Annotated in this window: 18 protein-coding genes; 10 read left to right on the plus strand and 8 right to left on the minus strand. The window is 73.0% G+C overall.

Annotated elements, in window-relative coordinates; translation table 11 throughout:
• The first annotated feature begins 50 nt into the window (after window positions 1-50).
• The 3 genes from DVH02_RS19080 to DVH02_RS36970 all read left to right on the plus strand — a co-directional run bounded on the left by DVH02_RS19080 (window position 51) and on the right by DVH02_RS36970 (window position 2,732).
• Complete coding sequence (locus DVH02_RS19080) at window positions 51-1,376, plus strand: M20/M25/M40 family metallo-hydrolase (protein ID WP_114625047.1); 1,326 nt, start codon at window positions 51-53, stop codon at window positions 1,374-1,376.
• Between the two features lie 152 nt (window positions 1,377-1,528).
• Window positions 1,529-1,762, plus strand: coding sequence for a chaplin ChpH (chpH, locus tag DVH02_RS19085; protein ID WP_114625032.1), 234 nt, complete (start codon window positions 1,529-1,531; stop codon window positions 1,760-1,762).
• A 136-nt stretch (window positions 1,763-1,898) separates the two neighbouring features.
• Entirely contained in the window at window positions 1,899-2,732 is an 834-nt protein-coding gene (locus DVH02_RS36970) for a chaplin (RefSeq protein WP_114625033.1), read from the plus strand.
• An 85-nt stretch (window positions 2,733-2,817) separates the two neighbouring features.
• Here DVH02_RS36970 and DVH02_RS19095 read toward each other — a convergent pair whose 3' ends face one another.
• A complete protein-coding gene (locus DVH02_RS19095) occupies window positions 2,818-3,006 on the minus strand; it encodes a DUF5703 family protein (protein ID WP_114625034.1) in 189 nt (62 codons plus the stop codon).
• Window positions 3,007-3,053: 47 nt separating this feature from the next.
• Here DVH02_RS19095 and DVH02_RS19100 point away from each other — a divergent pair, with 47 nt between their 5' ends.
• On the plus strand, window positions 3,054-3,704 hold the full coding sequence (locus DVH02_RS19100; protein WP_114625035.1) for a hypothetical protein: 651 nt from the start codon (window positions 3,054-3,056) through the stop codon (window positions 3,702-3,704).
• A 75-nt stretch (window positions 3,705-3,779) separates the two neighbouring features.
• On the opposite strand, the gene DVH02_RS19105 is transcribed toward DVH02_RS19100, so the two are convergent.
• Both DVH02_RS19105 and DVH02_RS19110 read right to left on the minus strand, forming a co-directional pair.
• The gene (locus DVH02_RS19105) at window positions 3,780-6,167 is read right to left on the minus strand and encodes a helix-hairpin-helix domain-containing protein (RefSeq protein WP_407697648.1); all 2,388 of its coding nucleotides are present in this window, start codon (window positions 6,165-6,167) and stop codon (window positions 3,780-3,782) included.
• On the minus strand, window positions 6,164-7,147 hold the full coding sequence (locus DVH02_RS19110; protein WP_114625037.1) for an aldo/keto reductase: 984 nt from the start codon (window positions 7,145-7,147) through the stop codon (window positions 6,164-6,166). The genes DVH02_RS19105 and DVH02_RS19110 overlap by 4 nt, the downstream gene beginning before the upstream one ends.
• A 219-nt stretch (window positions 7,148-7,366) precedes the next feature.
• On the opposite strand from DVH02_RS19110, the gene DVH02_RS19115 reads away from it, so the two are divergent.
• Window positions 7,367-8,419: an LLM class F420-dependent oxidoreductase gene (locus DVH02_RS19115; RefSeq protein WP_114625038.1), complete on the plus strand. Its 1,053-nt coding sequence runs from the start codon at window positions 7,367-7,369 to the stop codon at window positions 8,417-8,419.
• A 351-nt stretch (window positions 8,420-8,770) separates the two neighbouring features.
• Window positions 8,771-9,556: a ferritin-like domain-containing protein gene (locus DVH02_RS19120; protein ID WP_114625048.1), complete on the plus strand. Its 786-nt coding sequence runs from the start codon at window positions 8,771-8,773 to the stop codon at window positions 9,554-9,556.
• Window positions 9,557-9,673: 117 nt separating this feature from the next.
• Here DVH02_RS19120 and DVH02_RS19125 read toward each other — a convergent pair whose 3' ends face one another.
• Window positions 9,674-10,696, minus strand: a complete 1,023-nt coding sequence (locus tag DVH02_RS19125) for a magnesium and cobalt transport protein CorA (RefSeq protein ID WP_114625039.1) — start codon at window positions 10,694-10,696, stop codon at window positions 9,674-9,676.
• 91 nt (window positions 10,697-10,787) lie between these two features.
• On the opposite strand from DVH02_RS19125, the gene DVH02_RS19130 reads away from it, so the two are divergent.
• From DVH02_RS19130 to mshC, 4 genes are all read left to right on the plus strand, one after another.
• Entirely contained in the window at window positions 10,788-11,474 is a 687-nt protein-coding gene (locus tag DVH02_RS19130) for a histidine phosphatase family protein (RefSeq protein ID WP_114625040.1), read from the plus strand.
• Between the two features lie 122 nt (window positions 11,475-11,596).
• Window positions 11,597-12,187 (plus strand): DUF3090 domain-containing protein, encoded by a 591-nt coding sequence (locus DVH02_RS19135; protein ID WP_114625041.1) that lies wholly within the window; start codon window positions 11,597-11,599, stop codon window positions 12,185-12,187.
• Complete coding sequence (locus DVH02_RS19140) at window positions 12,151-13,053, plus strand: SCO1664 family protein (protein ID WP_114625042.1); 903 nt, start codon at window positions 12,151-12,153, stop codon at window positions 13,051-13,053. Before DVH02_RS19135 ends, DVH02_RS19140 begins: the two co-directional genes overlap by 37 nt.
• 138 nt (window positions 13,054-13,191) lie before the next feature.
• Window positions 13,192-14,421, plus strand: coding sequence for a cysteine--1-D-myo-inosityl 2-amino-2-deoxy-alpha-D-glucopyranoside ligase (gene mshC, locus DVH02_RS19145; protein ID WP_114625043.1), 1,230 nt, complete (start codon window positions 13,192-13,194; stop codon window positions 14,419-14,421).
• A gap of 43 nt (window positions 14,422-14,464) precedes the next feature.
• Here the strand turns inward: mshC and DVH02_RS19150 are convergent, their stop codons facing one another.
• The 4 genes from DVH02_RS19150 to DVH02_RS19165 are packed head-to-tail and all read right to left on the minus strand — an operon-like array spanning window position 14,465 to window position 19,702.
• Complete coding sequence (locus DVH02_RS19150) at window positions 14,465-15,508, minus strand: NAD-dependent epimerase/dehydratase family protein (RefSeq protein WP_114625044.1); 1,044 nt, start codon at window positions 15,506-15,508, stop codon at window positions 14,465-14,467.
• Window positions 15,505-17,706 (minus strand): fatty acid CoA ligase family protein, encoded by a 2,202-nt coding sequence (locus DVH02_RS19155; RefSeq protein ID WP_267899062.1) that lies wholly within the window; start codon window positions 17,704-17,706, stop codon window positions 15,505-15,507. The genes DVH02_RS19150 and DVH02_RS19155 overlap by 4 nt, the downstream gene beginning before the upstream one ends.
• A gap of 4 nt (window positions 17,707-17,710) precedes the next feature.
• Window positions 17,711-18,631, minus strand: coding sequence for a beta-ketoacyl-[acyl-carrier-protein] synthase family protein (locus tag DVH02_RS19160; protein WP_114625046.1), 921 nt, complete (start codon window positions 18,629-18,631; stop codon window positions 17,711-17,713).
• Between the two features lie 3 nt (window positions 18,632-18,634).
• Window positions 18,635-19,702: a 3-oxoacyl-ACP synthase III family protein gene (locus tag DVH02_RS19165; RefSeq protein ID WP_233518324.1), complete on the minus strand. Its 1,068-nt coding sequence runs from the start codon at window positions 19,700-19,702 to the stop codon at window positions 18,635-18,637.
• Window positions 19,703-20,198: the final 496 nt, after the last annotated feature.

A 20,198-nucleotide genomic window follows, 5' to 3' on the forward strand; every position in this document is an offset into this window, starting at 1 on the left:
GCCCGGTACCGGGCCGAGGACCAGCAGTGACGACCGTGGGAGTGAGCAGCGTGAGCGAGCCGAACGCGGGCAGGACCGTTTCGGGCCAGGACGAGGTCGTCGACCTCTGCCGTGATCTGATCCGGATCGACACCAGCAACTACGGCGACCACTCGGGGCCCGGGGAGCGGGCCGCCGCCGAGTACGTGGCGGAGAAACTCGCCGAGGTGGGGCTGGAACCGAAGATCTTCGAGTCGCACAAGGGCCGCGCCTCCACCGTCGCCCGGATCGAGGGCGAGGACCCGTCGAAGCCCGCCCTGCTCATCCACGGCCACACCGATGTCGTCCCGGCCAACGCCGAGGACTGGCGCCACCACCCCTTCTCCGGTGAGATCGCGGACGGCTGCGTGTGGGGCCGGGGCGCGGTCGACATGAAGGACATGGACGCGATGACCCTCGCGGTCGTACGGGACAGGATGCGCAGCGGACGCAAGCCCCCGCGCGACATCGTGCTGGCCTTCCTCGCCGACGAGGAGGCGGGCGGTACGTACGGCGCCCGGTTCCTCGTCGACAAGCACCCCGGGCTCTTCGAGGGCGTCACGGAGGCGATCAGCGAGGTCGGCGGGTTCTCCTTCACCGTCAACGAGAATCTGCGGCTCTACCTCGTCGAGACGGCGCAGAAGGGCATGCACTGGATGCGGCTGACCGTGGACGGCACCGCCGGGCACGGCTCGATGACCAACGACGACAACGCGATCACCGAGCTGTGCGAGGCCGTGGGGCGGCTGGGCCGGCACGAGTGGCCGGTGCGGGTGACCAAGACCGTGCGGTCGTTCCTGGACGAGCTGTCCGACGCGCTCGGCACCCCGCTCGACCCGGAGGACATGGACGCGACGCTCGTCAAGCTCGGCGGCATCGCGAAGATGATCGGCGCCACCCTGCGCAACTCGGCGGCCCCCACCATGCTCGGCGCCGGCTACAAGGTGAACGTGATCCCCGGCCAGGCGACCGCCCATGTCGACGGCCGGTTCCTGCCGGGGTTCGAGGACGAGTTCCTCGCCGACCTCGACCGGATCCTCGGCCCCCGGGTCAGGCGCGAGGACGTGCACGGCGACAAGGCGCTGGAGACCACCTTCGACGGAAGCCTCGTGGACGCCATGCAGACGGCGCTGTCGGCGGAGGACCCGATCGCGCGGGCCGTTCCGTACATGCTGTCGGGCGGCACGGACGCCAAGTCCTTCGACGACCTCGGCATCCGCGGCTTCGGTTTCGCCCCGCTGAAGCTGCCGCCCGAGCTGGACTTCGCCGGGATGTTCCACGGCATCGACGAGCGGGTGCCGGTGGACGGCCTCAAGTTCGGTGTGCGCGTCCTGGACCGGTTCATCGACCACAGCTGAACCGGCCGTTCCCCGTGATCCAATTCGCCAGCGTGTGCGTATGCGCCTGAGAAGAGTGAACGCCGCCAAACGGTCGTAGCCTCGTTCATTCCTCCTCGTTACAGATGTGCGGTCCGCGGCTGGGACCGCATGTGCTCTCCAAGGAGGAAAAAATGATCAAGAAGGTCGTCGCTGCTGCGGCTGTCACCGGTGGTCTCGTGCTCGCGGGCGCGGGCATGGCCGTCGCCGACTCCGGTGCGCAGGCCGCCGCCATCGGTTCCCCCGGTGTGCTCTCGGGCAACGTGGTCCAGGTTCCCGTTCACATCCCGGTGAACGTCTGCGGCAACACCATCAACGTGATCGGGCTGCTGAACCCCAGCTTCGGCAACGTCTGCATCAACAAGTGACGTCGTCGCTCTCACCCGCGAGGGTCTGAGCCCGGCCCCGGCCCCGGAGCGCGCCTCGCGCTCCGGGGCCGCTGGGCATCCTGCCCCGGCACCGATGCCCAGGGCAGTCCCAAGGCAGAAGGCAGGGAACGAAGCAATGAGGCAGGTCACGCGCAAGAGCCTGATCACCGTGGCGGCGGCGGGCGGCGTGCTCGCCCTCGGTGGCGGCTACGCGCAGGCGGACGCGGGAGCCGGCAGCACCACGGCGAATTCTCCGGGTGTGCTGTCCGGGAACAACGTCCAGGTGCCGGTACACGTTCCGGTCAATGTGTGCGGCAACACGGTCGATGTCGTCGGGGTCCTCAACCCGGCCTTCGGCAACAAGTGCGCCAACACATCGGGCAAGCCGTCAGGACACGGTGACGCGCCCGGCGGCGGTGCGCACACCACTCCGGCACACGGCGGCTCCCACCAGGGCGGCTCACACCCCGGTGCCACGCACACCGGGCCGGCCGGGGGAGCGCACGCGGGCGGCTCGCACACCGGCGGCGGCGCGCACGCCGGGAGCGGTACGGCCAACTCGCCGGGCGTCGGCTCCGGCAACAACATCCAGGTGCCCGTCGACATCCCCGTCAACGTGTGCGGCAACAGCATCGACGTCGTCGGGCTGCTGAACCCGGTCTTCGGCAACGGCTGCGCGAACGTCGAGTCGCCCGTCACCCCGCCGCCGGTCCAGCCGGAGAAGCCCGGCGAGCCCGGCACCCCGGGCAAGCCCGGCAAGCCGACCGAGCCGCGCACCGTCCCCCCGGCGCCGCACACTCCGAACACCCCGGAGACGCAGACCGTCGCGAAGACGGAGACCGCGCCGGAGACCGACAAGGAGGTGCTCGCCTCGACCGGTGCCGGCGGACTCGGCGTCGCGATCCCGGTGGGCGCCGGGATGCTGCTCGCGGGCACCGTCCTCTACCGTCGGGCCCGCGCCTCCGCGTAGCCGGACGGCACGGAAGGCGCCGGAAGGCGACGGAACCAGCGGTCCCAGGGCGGGCCCCGCAGCAGCGGGGCCCGTTCCGCCGTACTCACCAGGTGGCGCGCACCTGGCGGATGATGCGCCGGCGCAGTCGCACTCTTCTGCTGCCGTCCCGGTGCAGGCTCAGACGGTCCAGTTCCCAGTGTCCGTACTCGGCGTGGTCGGTGAGGAGACGGGCCGCATCCTTGCGGGAGACCCCGCGCGGCACGTACACGTCGACAAATTCGTATTCCGGCATCGCATCTATTGTGCGGGCAGAGCCCCGGTACGGATAGCGTCTGCACTATGTCTGATGCTGCGCAGCCCACCGCTGCCGAGGTACGCGCTGCCGCCGAGGCGGTCAAGGCCGCTCTGGACCGCCACCTGGCAGCGGTCGAACACCGTACGGGCGAGGACGACCCGGCGGTCTCCGACGCGTTCAACGCCCTCGCCGTCGCCGCCGAGGTCTACGACGAGCGGCTCTACAACCGTTACGACGAGGTCACTCCCTTCGAGATCCCGGACCCCGACGACTCCCTGCCCCCTTACAACGGTCCCGAGGAGCCCAACGCCCTCAGCGTGCTGATCCGGCGTGACTACGCGGTGGCGGAGCCGCAGCGGCTGCTCGCACAGGCACAGCGCATCGCCGACGTGGAGCGCGACAGCGACATCGGAGCCGCGGTGGGCGGCAGTGTGCACGCCGCGCTCGGTGTGCTCTTCGGCGAGTACGAACCGGACGAGATCGCCTCCCGGCACAAGGAGTTCGGCCTCGAAGAGGGCGATTCCACCCTCTGGGTCGCGGCGGCGGACGACCTCCCGGAACCGGGGGAATGGCTGTCGGCGCCCTTCGAGCAGGCGGACCCGCAGCAGGTGGTGTGCCGGTTCGACGTCAGCGCCGTCTTCGACGAGGACGACCTCGACGCGGACCTGGACGACCTGGAGGAACAGGACGCCTGACCGCGGGCTCGGGCTTGTCGGTGGCCCGGGGGCCACCGACACGCCGCGACCCAGCGTGCCCCTACCGGCGTGCCCCTACCGGCCGGGATCCGCCGTAGGCAGCGCCTCCAGCAGCGGACGCAGCCGGGTGGTGCGGTCCTCGGAGGGGAGGTTCGTCACCGCGTGGGCCAGCGCCTGCTCGACGCCGTGGACCACCGACAGGTGGCGCTCGCCCCGGCTGAAGGCCGTGTAGACCCAGGGGCGGTTGAGCCCCTGCGCCGCGTCGCCGGGGAGCACGACGACCGCCGCGGGCCAGCGCATCCCCGCCGCCTGGTGCGCGGTGAGGGCCCAGCCGTGGCGCACGGCCGACTCGACGCGGTCCCGGGGGACGACGACCGCGGTGCCCGCGCAGTCCAGCCGCAGCCCCTCGGTGTCCGCCGAGACCACCGTGGCCTGAAGCGTCCGGCCCGGTGCCGGTACGTAGGCGACGCTGTCGCCCGGGTCGAAGCCGCCGAACGCGCCGGGGCCGGGGTTGAGGCGCTGCTTGAGAGCCGCGTTCAGCGCGCGCGTACCGGCGGAGCCGCCATGGCCCACGGTGATGACCTGGGTCTGTCCCGGCTCCACCCCGAAGGCGCGCGGCACCGACTCGGCGACCAGCTGCACCGTGCGGTGCACGGCCTCGCCCGCGTCCCGGACGGGGACGATCACCACTTCCCTGCCCGGCGCCTCGACCTGGTTCAGCTCGCCGATGCCGATGCCCGACACCAGCTCGCCCACCGGGCCCGCGTCGGGGGTACGGGAGGCGACGCGCGGGCACACCCCGGCCGCCAGCAGATCGCCGAACACCCGGCCCGCGCCGGCCGACCACAGCACGCCGGGATCGCCGCTGAGCACGAGCCGTGCCGTGTCCGGCAGGGACTCCACGAGCATCGCGGCGCTCTCCACGTCCAGCTGCGGCGCGTCCAGCACCACGAGGAGGTCCAGCGCGAAGGCGCCCTCGGCGTCCCGCCCCGGGCCCTGGGCGCCCTCCAGCAGCCCGGCGACGGTGACCGCGCCGGTGTCGGCGCCCAGCCGCGCGCGGCCGTTGTCGCTGTGGACCGCGACGAGCGCGCGCAGCCCGAGCGCGCGCGCCGCCCCGGCCAGCGCGACCGGCTCGGCGCGCGCCGCCTCACCGCCGGTGTGCAGGACGAGCCCGTGGCCCGCGACGGCGCGGATCAGCTCGGCCGCCGAGGGGGAGGCGGCACGGGCCGCGGCCTCGGCCCAGGACGCCTCGGCGTCGGCGTCGGCCTCGGGGCCTGACCTGACCAGTCGGGTGAGCCCGTCCGCGAGGCTCTCCTCGGCGAGCGCGTACCGGTCGAGGCCGAGCAGCACCGGGGTCGCCGCGCGGTCCGCGGCGGCCTCCGGGGCGTCCTCGGCGTCGGGGCCCGACTCCGTACCGCTGTCGCCGTCCTCCTGGTCGCCGTCCTGGAAGACCAGCACGGCGCCCTCGGCGACCGCGTGCCGTACCGCCGCGTCCGGATCGGGCACCGCGTGCCCGGCGAGCGCCTCGCGCACCGCGGACGCCTCCAGCGCCGTGTGACCGCGCAGCGCGGCGCGCTCCAGCAGCCGGCCGACGAGCGCGGCGGCCCGGCGCTCGTCACCGGGGCCGCACGCGGCCCCCAGCAGCGCTCGGGCGAACCCGTCGGCCTGGTCGGGCCGTACGCCCGGGGCGCAGAGCAGCAGCCACGGGTTCTCGCGCAGCGCGTCGGCGGCCCGCTCCCCGAGCGCGTCGCACAGCTGCCCGGCGAGCGCCTCCGGCGCGCCGCCCTCCCCGAGCACGGCCCGTACGGCGGCCAGCGCCTCGGGCGGCGTCACCCGTCCCTCGGCCGAGGGAGCGGCGGACCCGGTCCCGACCGGGTCCCGGGCGTCGTCCCGGGCGTGCTCCCGCGCGGAGGCCGGGGAGGGAGCCGGGACGGGTCCCTGTCCGCCCGGGGACGCCTCGGGTCGCCGGGGGCGGGCAGGGACCCCGGAAGCGCGCTCGGGCGCCGCACGCGCCAGCAGGGACGGGTCCACGGGGGCGCCGCTCTCCATGGCCCGTACGGCGGCGAGCAGATCGGCGGCCTGTCCGCTCAGCTTCGTCCCGGCGGGGATCGGTCCGTCCTTCTCGGCCTTCCGCCGCTCGATCCGCTCCCGCAGCTCGCGCTGGGCGGCCAGCTCGGCCTCGGTCTCCGACAGCGCGGCAGCGGTCTCGGCGGTCTCGGCGGCCTCGGTGGTCTCCCCGGCCTGTCCGGGCGGGTCGTCGGGCCCCGCCGGGTCCGAGCCGGAGTCGTCCCCGGCCGGAGTCCCGTCCGGAACCGGAACATCCGACGCGTCCGAGGCGTCCGGGGTGTCCGACGCGCCCGCCGGATCCGGCACGGGCTCCGTGGCCTCGTCGGTGGCCGGGCCCCCGGGCCCGGCCACCGGCTCGGCCTCCGCCACGGCGGCGGGGTCGCGGTCCGTACTCACAGCGTGCTCCAGTCCTGATCGGGATAGCGGTGCACGGGCGCCGACACGTCGTCGAGCGCCTGGCAGATCTCGTCAGGAAGACTAAGGCTCTCCACTGACAACGCCTCCGCGAGCTGCCGCGCGTCGCGCGCGCCCACAATGGGCGCCACGACCCCCGGCCGGTCCCTGACCCAGGCCAGCGCCACTTCCAGGGGCGTCGTGGCCAGCCCCTCGGCGGCCGTCACGACCGCGTCCACGATCCGTCCTGCGGCCTCGTCCAGATACGGCTCGACGAACGGGCCCATCTGATCGGACGCGCCCCGCGAATCCGGCGGAACGGTGTCGCGGTACTTGCCGGTGAGGACTCCTCGGCCGAGCGGGGACGAGGGCAGCAGCCCGACCTCCAGGTCGTTCGCGGCGGGCAGCACCTCGCGCTCCACCCCGCGCTGGAGCAGGGAGTACTCCATCTGGGTACTGGCCAGCCGGGTGCGTATCCCGGGCGCGGCGAGCTGCCAGGTGGCGGCCTTGGCCAGCTGCCAGCCGCAGAAGTTCGACACCCCCGCGTACCGGGCCCGGCCGCTGGCGACCGCGATGTCCAGCGCGCTGAGGGTCTCCTCCAGCGGTGTGTCGGTGTCGAAGGCGTGGATCTGCCACAGATCCACGTAGTCCGTCCCGAGCCGCTCCAGCGACGCGTCCAGCGCGGAGAGCAGATACCCCCGGGACCCGTCGAAGCGGCGGTAGGGGTCGGGCACGCTGCCGGCCTTCGTGGCGATGATCAGATCCCTGCGCGGTACGAGCCGTTCGACGAGGCGGCCGAGCAGATATTCGGCCTCCCCGCCGCCGTACACGTCCGCCGTGTCGATCAGCGTTCCACCGACTTCCCAGAATGTCTTCAACTGGTCGGCGGCGTCGTGCTCGTCGGTGTCCCGTCCCCAGGTCAGGGTGCCGAGCCCGATCCTGGACACACGCAGGCCGGTACGGCCGAGATGCCTCTGCTCCATGGCGGTTGAGATTACTGGGCACAGCCCGACGCCGAGAGAGCCTGTGGACAACGGGGCCCTGACGGATGCCGGTACGGCGCGCTAGAGTCCCGCACACAGGGACGTTACTGATGGGTAATCGATATCCGTTCATCGGTCGTCGGGCCTTCGGTATCCGGCTCGTCGGTATCTCATCGGCACCTCATCGGTATCTCATCGGTGTTCGGCAAGGGAGTGGCTATGCGGCTCGGCATCAACCTCGGCTACTGGGGCGCGGGGATGGACAGTGACAATCTCGCGGTCGCGCAGGAGGCCGACCGGCTCGGCTACGACGTCTGCTGGGTCGCCGAGGCGTACGGCTCCGACGCGCCGACCGTACTGAGCTGGGTCGCCGCGCAGACCGAGTCCATCGATGTCGGGTCCGCGATCCTCCAGATCCCGGCGCGCCAGCCGGCGATGACGGCGATGACCGCCGCCACCCTCGACTCGCTGTCCGGCGGCCGGTTCCGGCTCGGGCTCGGCGTCTCGGGACCGCAGGTCTCCGAGGGCTGGTACGGCGTGAAGTTCGACAAGCCGCTGGCCCGCACCCGGGAGTACGTGGAGATCGTCCGCCGCGCCATGAGCCGCGAACGGCTCTCCTACGAAGGCGCGCACTGGACGCTGCCGCTGCCCGGGGGCCCCGGTAAGCCGCTGAAGCTCACCGTCCATCCGGAGCGCGAGCACATCCCGCTCTACATCGCCGCGATCGGCCCGAAGAACCTGGCGCAGACCGGGGAGATCGCCGACGGCGCGCTGCTGATCTTCCCCTCGGCGGCGCATCTGGAGGAGACGGCGATCAGCCATCTGCGGGCGGGCCGCGAGAAGGCCGGGCTGACCATGGAGGGCTTCGACGTCTGCCCCACCGTGCCGATCGCGGTGGGCGAGGACGTCCACGCGCTGGCCGACACGTTCCGTCCGTACACCGCCCTGTACGTGGGCGGCATGGGAAGCCGCAGCCAGAACTTCTACAACCGGCTCGCGGCGAGCATGGGGTACGAGAAGGAGGCCGCGGAGATCCAGGACAAGTACCTCGCCGGTGACAAGGAGGGCGCGGCGGCGGCCGTACCGCACCAGCTGATCGACTCGACCACGCTGCTCGGCACGGTCGACCGGATCGCCGACCGGATGCGGGAGTACGCCGCCGCCGGGGTCACCACGCTGACCCTCGCCCCGGCCGGCTTCACGCTCGACGAGCGCCTCGCCGCGCTGCGCGTCGGCACCCAGGCCCTGGAGCGCGCCGACCTGGCGTCGTGAACGGACCGACGCCGTGAACGACCGACGCCGTGAACGGGCCGACGCCGTGAACGGGCCGACGCCGTGAACGGGCCGGGTGCGCGGCACGGGGTGTGACGCCGACGAAGTCTGCGGCCGTGGTGGGGGCTCGGGGGATCTTCCCCGCCACGGCCGTCACCTACAACAACGCTTCCGGGCGCCGTCGGTTACGCGCCGGACCGGTCCCCGTACTCCTTCTTTCGGCTCAGCGGAACGGCGCACCTGTTGCCTGACGCCCCGGACAGCCTTTGACTCGGTGTCCGGGGGGTCCGTTCCCACGGACGTCCTGACGTCCCGCGGATGGCGGCAACGGCGGCAATGGAGGCGGTAGTGGTGCTCTCGGCCCGAAGCCTGTTCCAGGAGATCCTGGACGACGACCGTTCCTACCGGCTGTTCTGTTCCATCGCGGCCAGCGGCGAGGCCCAGGGCGGCTGGGAGAACGGCCGGATCGCCGCCTTGGTGCCCGCCTCCATGCGGGATCTCGCCCCCAAGATCACCCGGCACGGCGCGGACGAGGACAAGCACGGCCGGATCTTCCACGCCCTGCTGCGCAAGCGCCGCCTCGACCCCGTGGACGTGCCGCCCGAGACCGACTACACGATGCTGCTGGAGCGGCGGGGCATCGGCCTCACCCATGCCAAGCTGCGCGGCGAGCGTCCGCTGACCGAGGAGGACGTCGTCGTCTACCTCGCGCACAGCCGCATCACCGAGCAGCGCGCGTCCGACCAGATGAACATGCTGGTCAGGTACTTCGGCGACCATCCCGAGGTCGGCAGGGCCGTCAGGAACATCAGCGCGGACGAGGAGAACCACCTCGCCTACTGCCACGAGGAACTGCTGCGGCTGGCGCGGGCGGGGCGCGGCCGGATGATCCAGCGCGTGCTGCGCGAGTGCGCCCTCGCGGAGATCGAGGTCTACCGCGAGGTGAGCCTCGCCGTGATGGACCGGATGGGCCGCCTTCTGGGCTGGTCGCCGCCCAAGGCGGCGCTGCTCGCGGCGGGGATCCGCGCGCTGTACGGGTACGAACGGCTCGGCGGCTGGCGCCGGATGGTCACGCTCAGGATGCCGGAGCGGCGCGACCCCCTCGGCCGCCCCGCGACCGCGGCACCGGCCTTCTGAGCCCGGCCTTCTGAGCCCGGCCTTCCGATTCCGGCTTCCGATCCGGCCTCCTGTGCCCGGCTTTCCGAGCCCGCCTTCCGCCCCCTCCGGTCAGAGCCCGCCCGCCGCCCTCTCCGGTCAGAGCCAGCCGCGCCGTTTGAACTGGCGGTGCAGACCGAAGACCACGACCGCCATGAAGGCGATCACCGCGGGATAGGCCCAGACGTACTTCAGCTCCGGCATGTGCTTGAAGTTCATGCCGTAGATGCCGGCGACCATCGTGGGGACGGCGGCCATGGCGGCCCAGGCCGAGATCTTGCGCATGTCGTCGTTCTGCCGCACGCCCATCTGCGCCAGATGCGCCGAGAGGATGTCGGAGAGCAGCCGGTCGAGCCCCTCCACCTGCTCGTTGGCGTGCAGCAGATGGTCGTTGACGTCCCGGAAGAACGGCTGCGCGTGCCCGTGGACGAAGGGCACTCCCGCACCGGCCAGCCGGGCCATCGGCGCGCCCAGCGGCCCGGTGGCCCGGCGGAACTCCAGCACCTGCCGTTTGAAGTTGTAGATCCGGGCGGCCGTCGGAGTCCCCTGGCCCGCGGCCCGCGTGCCAGGTCCGCCGTCGCCGCCGTCCGGCGCGAAGACATCGGCCTCCAGCTCCTCCAGGTCGACCTGCAGCTCCCCGGCCACCTCGATGTAGTGGTCGACGACCGCGTCGCTCACCGCGTACATGACGGAGGTGGGGCCGTGCCTGAGCACCTCGGGCTCGGCCTCCAGCCGCCGCCGCACGGCCGCCAGCGCGGCTCCCTCGCCGTGCCGGACGGTCACCACGAACGAGTCCCCTATGAAGACCATCAGCTCGCCCGTGGTGACCGCGTCGCTCCGCGGGTCGTACGCCACCGGCTTGAGGACCAGGAAGAGCGAGTCGTCGTAGACCTCCAGCTTGGGCCGCTGGTGCGCGGTGAGCGCGTCCTCCACGGCCAGCGGGTGCAGCCCGAACTCGCCGCTCACCCTCGCGAACTCCTCGGGCGTGGCCTCGTGCAGCCCGAGCCACAGGAAGGCGTCGCCCTCGGCCCGTGCCTGGGCGAGGGCGTCGGAGAGGTCGGCGGGTCCGTCGGTGCGGTGTCCGTCGCGGTAGATGGCGCAGTCCACGATCACGGCGGGCATTCTTCCCTTTTCCGGTCCCGGCCGCACCTCCCCGGCCGTCACCCGGCCCGTGCCCCCAACCTCACAGGGCTATACATCTAGGCTTACGGGCATGGCCACGTTGATCCTCGTACGACATGGACGGTCCACCGCCAACACCGCCGGTCTGCTCGCGGGCTGGACGCCCGGCGTCGGCCTCGACGAGCGCGGCGCCGCGCAGGCCGCCGGGCTGCCGGACCGGCTGGCGGGGGTGGAGCTGGCCGCCGTCGTCTCCAGCCCGTTGCAGCGCTGTCTGGAGACGCTCCAGCCGCTGCTCGACGCCCGGCCGGGGCTCGACGTGCGCACCGACGAGCGGATCGGGGAGTGCCACTACGGCGACTGGTCGGGCCGCAAACTCGCCGAGCTGGCCGGGGAGCCGCTGATGGAGGTCGTGCAACGCCACCCGTCCGCCGCCGTGTTCCCCGGCGGCGAGTCGATGCGCGCGATGCAGGCACGCGCGGTCGAGGCGGTACGGGACTGGAACGCGCGGGTGGAGGAGGAGCACGGCGAGGACGCCGCCTTCCTGATGTGCTCGCACGGAGACATCATCAAGTCCCTGGTGGCGGACGCCCTGGGCATGCATCTCGATCTCTTTCAGCGGATCCACGCGGATCCGTGCTCGGTGACCGTCATCCGTTACACCCGGTTGAGCCCGTTTGTGCTGCGGCTCGGCGACACGGGCGATCTCGGCGGGTCGGCGCCGCGCGGGGGCGGCGGGGGCGGAGCCGGTGTGGTGGGCGGCGGCGCGGGAGCACCGTGATCCATCGGCGCAGTAGGGTGGACGCGCCGTCCGCGCGAGCTGGGCGGCCCTTCCCGGACCCCCGGTCCGCCCTGTTCCGTAGCTGATTTCCGTTTCCGACGATTTTCCAAGGGAGACAGGACGTGTCCCGTCAGGTGTTCCTCTACGACCCACCGGACCGCTTCGTGGCCGGTACGGTCGGGCTGCCTGGACGCCGTACGTTCTTCCTCCAGGCTTCCGCCGCCGGGCGCGTCACCAGCGTCGCCCTGGAGAAGACCCAGGTGGCGGCGCTCGCCGAGCGCATCGACGAGCTGCTCGACGAGGTCGTGCGCCGTACCGGCGGCAACGCCCCGGTGCCCGCCGTGGCGCCCTCCGAGATCTCCGACTCCGCTCCGCTCGACGCTCCGGTCGAGGAGGAGTTCCGGGTCGGCACCATGGCGCTCGCCTGGGACGGCGACGAGCAGCGCATGATCATCGAGGCGCAGGCGCTCGTGGAGCTGGAGGCGGACACCGACGAGGATCTCGCCGAGGCCGAGGAGCGGCTGCTCCAGGACGAGGAGAACGGTCCGCCGATGCTCCGCGTCCGGCTCTCCGGCGCCCAGGCCAGGGCGTTCGCCAAGCGCGCCCTGGACGTGGTCAACGCGGGCCGGCCGCCGTGCCCCCTGTGCAGCCTGCCGCTCGACCCGGAAGGACACGTATGCCCGCGCCAGAACGGATACCGCCGCGGAGCGTGAGCGTGGTCGATCTGCTCGCCAAGGGTGAGCTGACCGTACGGGGCCGGATCCGTGAGGCGTCCAACGCGGTGCTCTACTGCTCCGTCGCGTACGAGGGCCGCGAGGCCCACTGCGTCTACAAGCCCGTCGCGGGGGAGCGGCCCCTGTGGGACTTCCCCGACGGGACGCTCGCCCAGCGCGAGGTCGCGGCGTACGAGGTCTCCGAGGCGACCGGCTGGGGTCTCGTCCCGCCGACCGTGCTGCGGGACGGGCCGTACGGCGAGGGCATGTGCCAGCTGTGGATCGACATCGAGCCCGAGGCGGACCCCGAGGCGGACACGGACACCGGGGTGGACACCGACGCCGCCACCGCCACCGCCACCGATGCCGGATCCGGCGCTCCCGGCCCCCTGCTGGCCCTCGTCGAGGACGACGAGCCGGGCGAGGGCTGGAAGGCCATCGGCCTCGCCGAGGTCGGCGAGGGCAGGACCGCGCTGCTGGTGCACGCCGACGACGAGCGGCTGCGGCGCCTCGCCGTGCTCGACGCCGTGATCAACAACGGGGACCGCAAGGGCGGCCATCTGCTGCCCGCGCCCGACGGGCGGCTCTACGCCATCGACCACGGCGTCACCTTCAACGCGGACGACAAGCTGCGCACCCTGCTGTGGGGCTGGGCGGGCGAGCCGCTGACCGGCGAGGCGACGGCCGTACTGGCCCGGCTCGCGGACGCCCTCGCCCCCGGCACGCCCCTCGCCACCCGACTGGCCGAACTCCTCACCGCGGCCGAGACCGACGCCGTACGCGCCCGCGTCCGTGAGCTGCGCCACACCGGCCGCCACCCCGAGCCGTCGGGCCAGTGGCCGCCGATTCCCTGGCCTCCGGTGTGACAGCGGGCGGCTGAACGCCGGGGCGGGTCACCGCCGTACCCCGGGAGCAGCTTCCGGCGGATCGCGCAAGAGCGCCCAACCGGCCATCGCCGCGCATCCGGTTCGTATCCGGAAGTTCCATCCGGTTACGCTCATGACATGCATGCCTGGCCCGCTTCCGAGGTCCCCGCCCTGCCCGGCAAGGGCCGCGACCTCTCGATTCACGACACGTCGACCGACGGCCGCGTCACCCTCGCGCCCGGTCCCGTCGCCCGTATCTACGTCTGCGGCATCACGCCGTACGACGCGACCCACCTGGGTCACGCGGCGACCTACAACGCGTTCGACCTCGTGCAGCGCGTGTGGCTCGACACCAAGCGCCAGGTTCACTATGTCCAGAACGTGACCGATGTCGACGATCCGCTGCTGGAGCGGGCGACCCGGGACGGGGAGGACTGGGTCGGGCTCGCCGAGCGCGAGACGGCGCTCTTCCGCGAGGACATGACCGCCCTGCGCATGCTCCCGCCCCGGCACTACATCGGTGCCGTCGAGGCGATACCGGGCATCGTGCCGCTGGTGGAGCGGCTGATCGAGGCCGGTGCCGCCTATGAACTCGACGGCGACATCTACTTCTCCGTGGCGGCCGATCCGCACTTCGGCGAGGTGTCGCGGCTGGACGCCGAGGCGATGCGGCTGCTGTCGGCCGAGCGCGGCGGCGACCCGGAGCGTCCCGGCAAGAAGAACCCCCTCGACCCGATGCTCTGGCTGGCCGCCCGGCCGGGCGAGCCCAGCTGGGACGGCGGCACCCTGGGGCGCGGCAGGCCCGGCTGGCACATCGAGTGCGTCGCCATCGCGCTCGACCACCTGGGCATGGGCTTCGACGTCCAGGGCGGCGGCAGCGATCTGGCCTTCCCGCACCACGAGATGGGCGCCTCGCACGCCCAGGCGCTGACCGGGGAGCACCCGTTCGCGCGGGCGTACGTGCACGCGGGGATGGTCGGCCTGGACGGCGAGAAGATGTCCAAGTCCAAGGGCAACCTCGTCTTCGTGTCGACGCTGCGCCGCGAGGGCGTGGACCCGGCGGCCATCCGGCTGGCACTCCTCGCCCACCACTACCGCTCCGACTGGGAGTGGACGGACCAGGTCCTCCGGGACGCCGTCGAGCGGCTGGCGCGCTGGCGGGCCGCGGTGTCGCGGCCCGACGGGCCGCCCGCCGAGGCGCTGGTCGAGGAGGTGCGCGAGGCGCTGTCCGACGATCTGGACGCCCCCGCCGCGCTCGCCGCCGTCGACCGCTGGGCCGCCCGGCAGGAGACAGCGGGCGGCACGGAGGAGGGCGCGCCCGGCGTGGTCTCGCGCACGGTCGACGCCCTGCTCGGCGTCGCGTTGTAACCCGTACGGAAACCGGCCGGNNCGGCCGGTGCTCGGCGGGCGGTCAGCGTACGGAGCGTACGAACTCCTCGGTGCCGCCCGCCGACTCGACCCACCGTGCCAGCCGCCGCAGCCCCGTCTCCCCGTCGATCACGGGGGAGTAGCCGAAGTCCCGCTCGGCCGCCGAGGTGTCGTACGTACCGGAACGGGTCAGCAGCGCCACCGAGTAGCGGCTGAGGGGCGGTTCGCGACGGGCCGCGAGCGCGGGGACGCGCCAGAGCAGCTCCACCGCCTCGACCAGCGCGTCGCGCAACGGCGGCGGTACCGCGCGGGTGGGCGGCGTGCCGCCGAACAGCTCGGTGACGCGCACCATCAGCTCGCGCAGCTCGACGGGGTCCCGGTCGACGATGAAGTACGCCTTGCCGCCGACCCGTTCGGCCGGGGCCTCGGCCGCCAGCAGCGCGGCAGAGACCGCGTTGTCGCAGTGGCACAGGGAGGCCATGACCCGTCTGCCGCCGGAGAGGTCGGGGAGCCTGCCCGCCACCAGCCGTGCGATCAGCCGCGGCAGGAAACCGGAGTGGTCGCGCGGGCCCCAGATGCCCCTGGGGCGCAGCGAGACCGTGGTGAACTCCGGTCCGTCGGCGGCCCGTACCAGGCGTTCGGCGGCGGCCTTCGTCTCGGAGTAGTGGTTGTAGAAGCGGTCAGGATAAGGGGTGGTCTCGTCGATGCCGAGCCGGTCGCCCTCCCCGGGGTTCATCAGGGCGCTGGGGCTGCTGATGAAGACGAACCGCCGTGCTCCGGCGCTCCGGGCGGCCGTCAGCAGCCGTTCGGTACCCGCCACATTGGTCTCCCAGAACTGGGCACGGGTCCCGTACAGCGTCACCCGGGCGGCGCTGTGGTGCACCACGTCGACGCCCTCGGCGGCGCGGCTCAGCGCGGCGGCGTCACCGAGGTCGCCGTGGACCCGCTCCACCTCCGGCAGCGCGGCCGGAAGGGCGTGGTCCTGGCCCGGCCGGACCAGAACCCTGACCTGGTGGCCGGCGCGCAGGGCCCCCTCCACCAGATGGCCGCCGAGAAATCCCGACGCGCCCGTCACCAGCACCTTCACGAGCCCGCACCTTCCCGTACACCGGCGCCTCCCGGCGAACCGGCACCTTCCCGTACACCGGCACCTTCCGACGAACCGGCACCTTCCCGTACACCGGCGCCTTCCCGTGGAGCGGCGCTTCCCGTCCCGGCCGCCGCGCCGGTCGCACCCTCGGGGGCCGGCCGGGGCAGCGTCTTCCACCAGGCCGCTCCGTACAGCATGGTGAGCGCGGCCGTGGCGGCCGGACCGCGGCCCACCGCCCGGCCCCGGGGAAGGGCGAACGGGATCTGCGCCGCGTGCACCACGACGCTCAGGAACGCGTCGATCCACCACAGCGCCACCAGCACCGGCTGGTCGAGCGGGACGAGGAGCCCCGCGCCCAGATAGGCCCAGCCGATCAACGGGATGGAGCGCAGCGCCCACATCCGCCGCCTCGCGGCGGGCGTCCCCGTGGCCGCGGAGGCTCCGGGGCCCCGGGACGCGAGCTGCTGCGCGGCCCACCGGGACAGCTCCTCGCGGCCTATCTTCGCGTTGTGCCGGACGTCGACGGGGAAGGAGGGGTGACGCAGGAACACCTCGATGCCCTTGGTCATCGGCTGTGCCTCGGCCAGCAGCCGCAGCCGCGGCACCAGCCGCTCCCACTCGCCTTGGTCCACCCCGTCCTCGGTCTCCACACACAGCACGGGGCGCTGCGCGCCGGGCTCGCCCACGCCCACCAGCGCCGTACGCCGCACCAGCGGATGGCTGTGGAACACCCCCTCGCAGCCCACGGTGTGCAGATCGCCCCCGGCGGTGGTCACCCGCTGGGTCCGCCGCCCGCTGAACCAGAGCCGCCCCGCGTGGTCGAGGTGCCCCAGGTCGCCGGTGCGGTGCCAGACCCGTCCCGCGCCGTCCGCCGTCTCCTCGTGGATCTTGTGCTGGGCGTCGGCGGCGGGATCGCGGTGGTAGCGCGCGCTGACCAGGTCACCGGCCACCGCTATCTCCCCGATCTCGCCCTCCGCCACCGCGAGTCCGTCCGTCCAGCGCGGCAGCGGACCGTCCGTGACGCGTACGAGGCGTATGTCCACGCCGGTCGCCGGGCGGCCCACGCAGGCGCCCTCGCCCCGGGCGCCGAGCGCGGCAGTCTCGGCCTGGATCTCGGCGGACTCGATGGAGGCGATGGGCAGCACTTCGGTGGCGCCGTACGTCACATGGACGGCGGCCCGCTCGTGCAGCGCTCCGCGCAGCCGCGCTATCACGTCGGGGGAGGTGGGGGCGCCACCGGCGATCACCCGGTCCAGGTCGGGCAGCGGAACGGGGTGCCGCTCCAGATGCCCGGCGAGGATCCGCAGGAGCGCGGGGGAGGCGATCATCGTGTTGACCCGGAACCGGGTCATCGCCTCCGTGAGCGGGGCGGGGTCCGCCTGCGCGACCTTGGTGGGGTCCACCGGGGCGAGCACCAGGGTGGAGCCGGACCGCAGATCGAAGACGCCGTACATCGGCAGGGTGATCAGCGAGACGTCGTCGGCGCCGTACCCGTGCGTGTCCCGGATGCTGTCGGCGATGGCCCGCCCCATCCGGTGGGTGTACTCGACCCCCTTGGCGGGGCCGGTGCTCCCCGTGGTGAAGCCGATCATCAGCAGGTCCGTGCCGGAGGGACCCGGCTCCGTCGGCCCCGCCGGTTCCGCAGCGGCCTCGTGCCGTCCCAGCCGCTCCAGCGTCGGACCGCCCCAGAACCAGCGGCGCCCCACCGTCACACGGGTGCGCACGGTCCTGAAGGTGCGCGGGCTGAAGACCCGTACCGCGTGGGCGACGGGCGGGCCGATGAACGCCTCCGCGCCCACGGACCGGTAGCAGTGCAGCATCCGCCGCACCCCCATGCCCGGGTCCACCGTGACCGGCACGGCGCCGACCCGGAACAGGGCGTAGAGGAGGGCGTAGAGATCGGGACCCGGGCGGGTCATGACGACGGTCCTGGTGCCCCTGCCGATTCCCTCGCGCGCCAGCCCGGCGGCGAGCCGCTCGACGCGCTCCTGGAGCCGGCCGTACGTCAGCTCGGCGTACCGGACGCCGCCCGCCGCGTCACGGCCGTCCGGATAGACGATCGCGACCCGGTCGGGGAAGGCGCGGGCATGGCGCTCCAGCTGCTGGGCCATCCCCCTGTCGAGGTCCGGTCCCCGGCCCGGTGCCGCGTCCCTGGCCGGGGGCGGGGGCGGGGCGGGAGAGGACGGGTTGTTCATGAAGTCACCGCCCCCGCGGTCGGTAGCTCACGCACGCGGCGGTGAGACCGGCCCCGGCGCTGACGATCAGCAACTGGTCGTATCCCTCGGGCAGACCGCCCTCGACCGCCCGGAGATAGCCGAGGACCGGCGCGGCGGTGTGCGGCACGCCCTCGGCCGCGTCCGGGGCCTCCGGCGCGATCACGGCGTCCGGGGCGAGGCCGAGCCGTCCGGCGAGCGCCGCGGTGAAGCCGGGGGTGGGCCGGTTGCAGACCAGGAGCGTACGGGGCAGCTCCAGCCCTTCGTCCCGGACGTAGCCGGTGACGGTGTCGACGGTCAGGTCGAGCAGCCGCGGTTCCCAGTCCTGGTCCCGGCGTACGGTGATCCGGCGCCGCCCCTCGCTGCCCATGGCCGCCATGTCCAGGAAACCGGCGCCCCCGGCGGGGCCCCGGGCGCCGCGCTGCCGTACCGGCCCGAATCCCTCCTCCGGTATGGGGGAGCGCTCCAGCAGCAGGGCGGCGCCCAGGTCCGCGTACGGGTAGTCGGGGTCCTGGTCCGCCCGGCCGCCGGGGTGCGCGTCGGCCGCGGTGACCAGCACCCGTTCGGTGCTGCCGCCGGCCAGCAGGGCCCCGGAGACCTGCACGGCGTTGAGCACCCCGCACGCGCCGTTCATCAGGTCGAAGGAGAAGGTGGCGGTCGGTCCGGTGCGCTGGTGGTAGTCGAGGTGGATACCCGCCTCCTTCTGTACCAGGGCGGCCATGGACGGCTCGATCGTGTTCCGCTCGCGATAGACGCCGACGTTGATCAGCACGCCGACGGCGTCGGTGGAGACGCGGGCCCGCTCCAGGCAGTCCCTGGCGGCCTCTCCGGCGAGCCGGACCGTGGTCGCGGCGGCGGGTCCTGGCGCCGGGGCGGCGACGCGGGCCGCGGTGATGACGGTACCCATGGTTCAGACTCCCAGGTGGGTGATGGTGGCGGACATGGCGCCGAGGATCAGTCCTGAGGCGGCCGGCACCAGCAGGTACCTCTTTCCGCGCGCGGCGGTCCCGGCGCGCAGATGCCGCGCCAGGGTCAGGAAGTGGGAGGTGGTGGCGGTGTTGCCGAACTCCTCCAGCACGGACAGCGATGCGGGCATCGCGGTGCCGAAGGTCTCCTCGCCGACGCTGTTCATGTTGGCGACGACACTGGCGCTCACCTGGTGCTGGATGATGTAGTCGAACTTCTCGTCCTGGAGCGTCCGGCCCTCCTTGGCCAGGATGTCCCCGAGGAACTCCGGCCACAGGCGCATCCGGTCCGCCTTCTGCATCGTCCGGTTGTCCGTGTGCATCGCCAGGCCGCGGCTGCGGTCGCTGGGCCCGGCCTGGCACAGCTCCGCGTACGCGGCGGAGGTCATCATGTCGATGTAGTGGATCCGGTCGGCCTCGTCCTGGGACTCGTCGAGGATGACGGCCACCGCCGAGTCGCCCACCGACAGGGAGGCGAACTGCGGATCGTAGGACGGGCCCATCTCGGCGGCGGCGGTCTCGGCGACCCGGGTGACCTGCTCCCCGCTCACCACCATGCCGTTGCGCACCATGCCGGTCCTGATCAGCCGGTCGAGCAGGTAGACACCGGTCATGACCCCGGCACAGGCGTTGGAGACGTCGAAGGTGAGGGCCGAGTGGGCACCCAGCTCCTCCGCCAGCATCCGCCCGAACGACGGCTCCACGTAAAGGTGTTCGCCGTCCTTGACCCGGGTGATCGAGGCGGAGATCACCACGTCCAGGTCGGCCGCGCCGTAGGAGGAGACGCGCAGGGCGTCGTGGGCCGCCTTCAACGCCAGGCCGTACGAGTCCTCGGCGGCCTCCGGACTGCGGTCGGCCCAGCGGCGCTCGGCGACGCCCGTGGCCCGCTCGACCGGGGTACCGGGTGCTCCGGCCACCTGGGCGACCAGATCGCGGGTGGGCACCGCGGCCGGGGGCAGATGGACGCCCAGGGCGGCCAACCGGCTGTGCCGCGCCGTCGGCATCGAAGTCATGGCGTTTCTCCTTGCGTCATGGCAGCCCGGTGACGCGCACGGCGCATGCCGGGCCGGGTCGTTTCCGGCGGAGGGCCGGTTACGCGAATGGAGGGGCGGGATGCTCCCGCTGATGGCTCTGTTCTTCGTCGGTGGTGAACCGGACGGCCGGGCCGACCGGGCCGCGAGGGGTTCACATACGGGACGGTCCGCCGGAGGAAAGAGGCGCCGACCGCCCGCGGCCGTGCCGCCGGTTGTCATCTGCCGAGCAGGCTAGACGAGTTGTGATCACTTGGCGACCATTGGTCTGGACTACTGGCCGTCAGCCCCGGGCCGGGCGCGGTCGCGTGCCCAAGAAGCCCCGGTGAACTGCGCGGATGCGGGAACTGAGATCTGCGGCACATTTCGGCGGCATAGTCGATTCCCGGCCTGCCTGGCTCAAGTAGTACTCCCGGCGCGGCAGTTGGGCCGACGCCCCAGGGATCCGCGGGGCGGGGTGCGGGGGCATGGTACGGGG

Origin of the sequence: Streptomyces corynorhini (assembly GCF_003346515.1) — a bacterium.
Taxonomy (GTDB): domain Bacteria; phylum Actinomycetota; class Actinomycetes; order Streptomycetales; family Streptomycetaceae; genus Streptomyces; species Streptomyces corynorhini.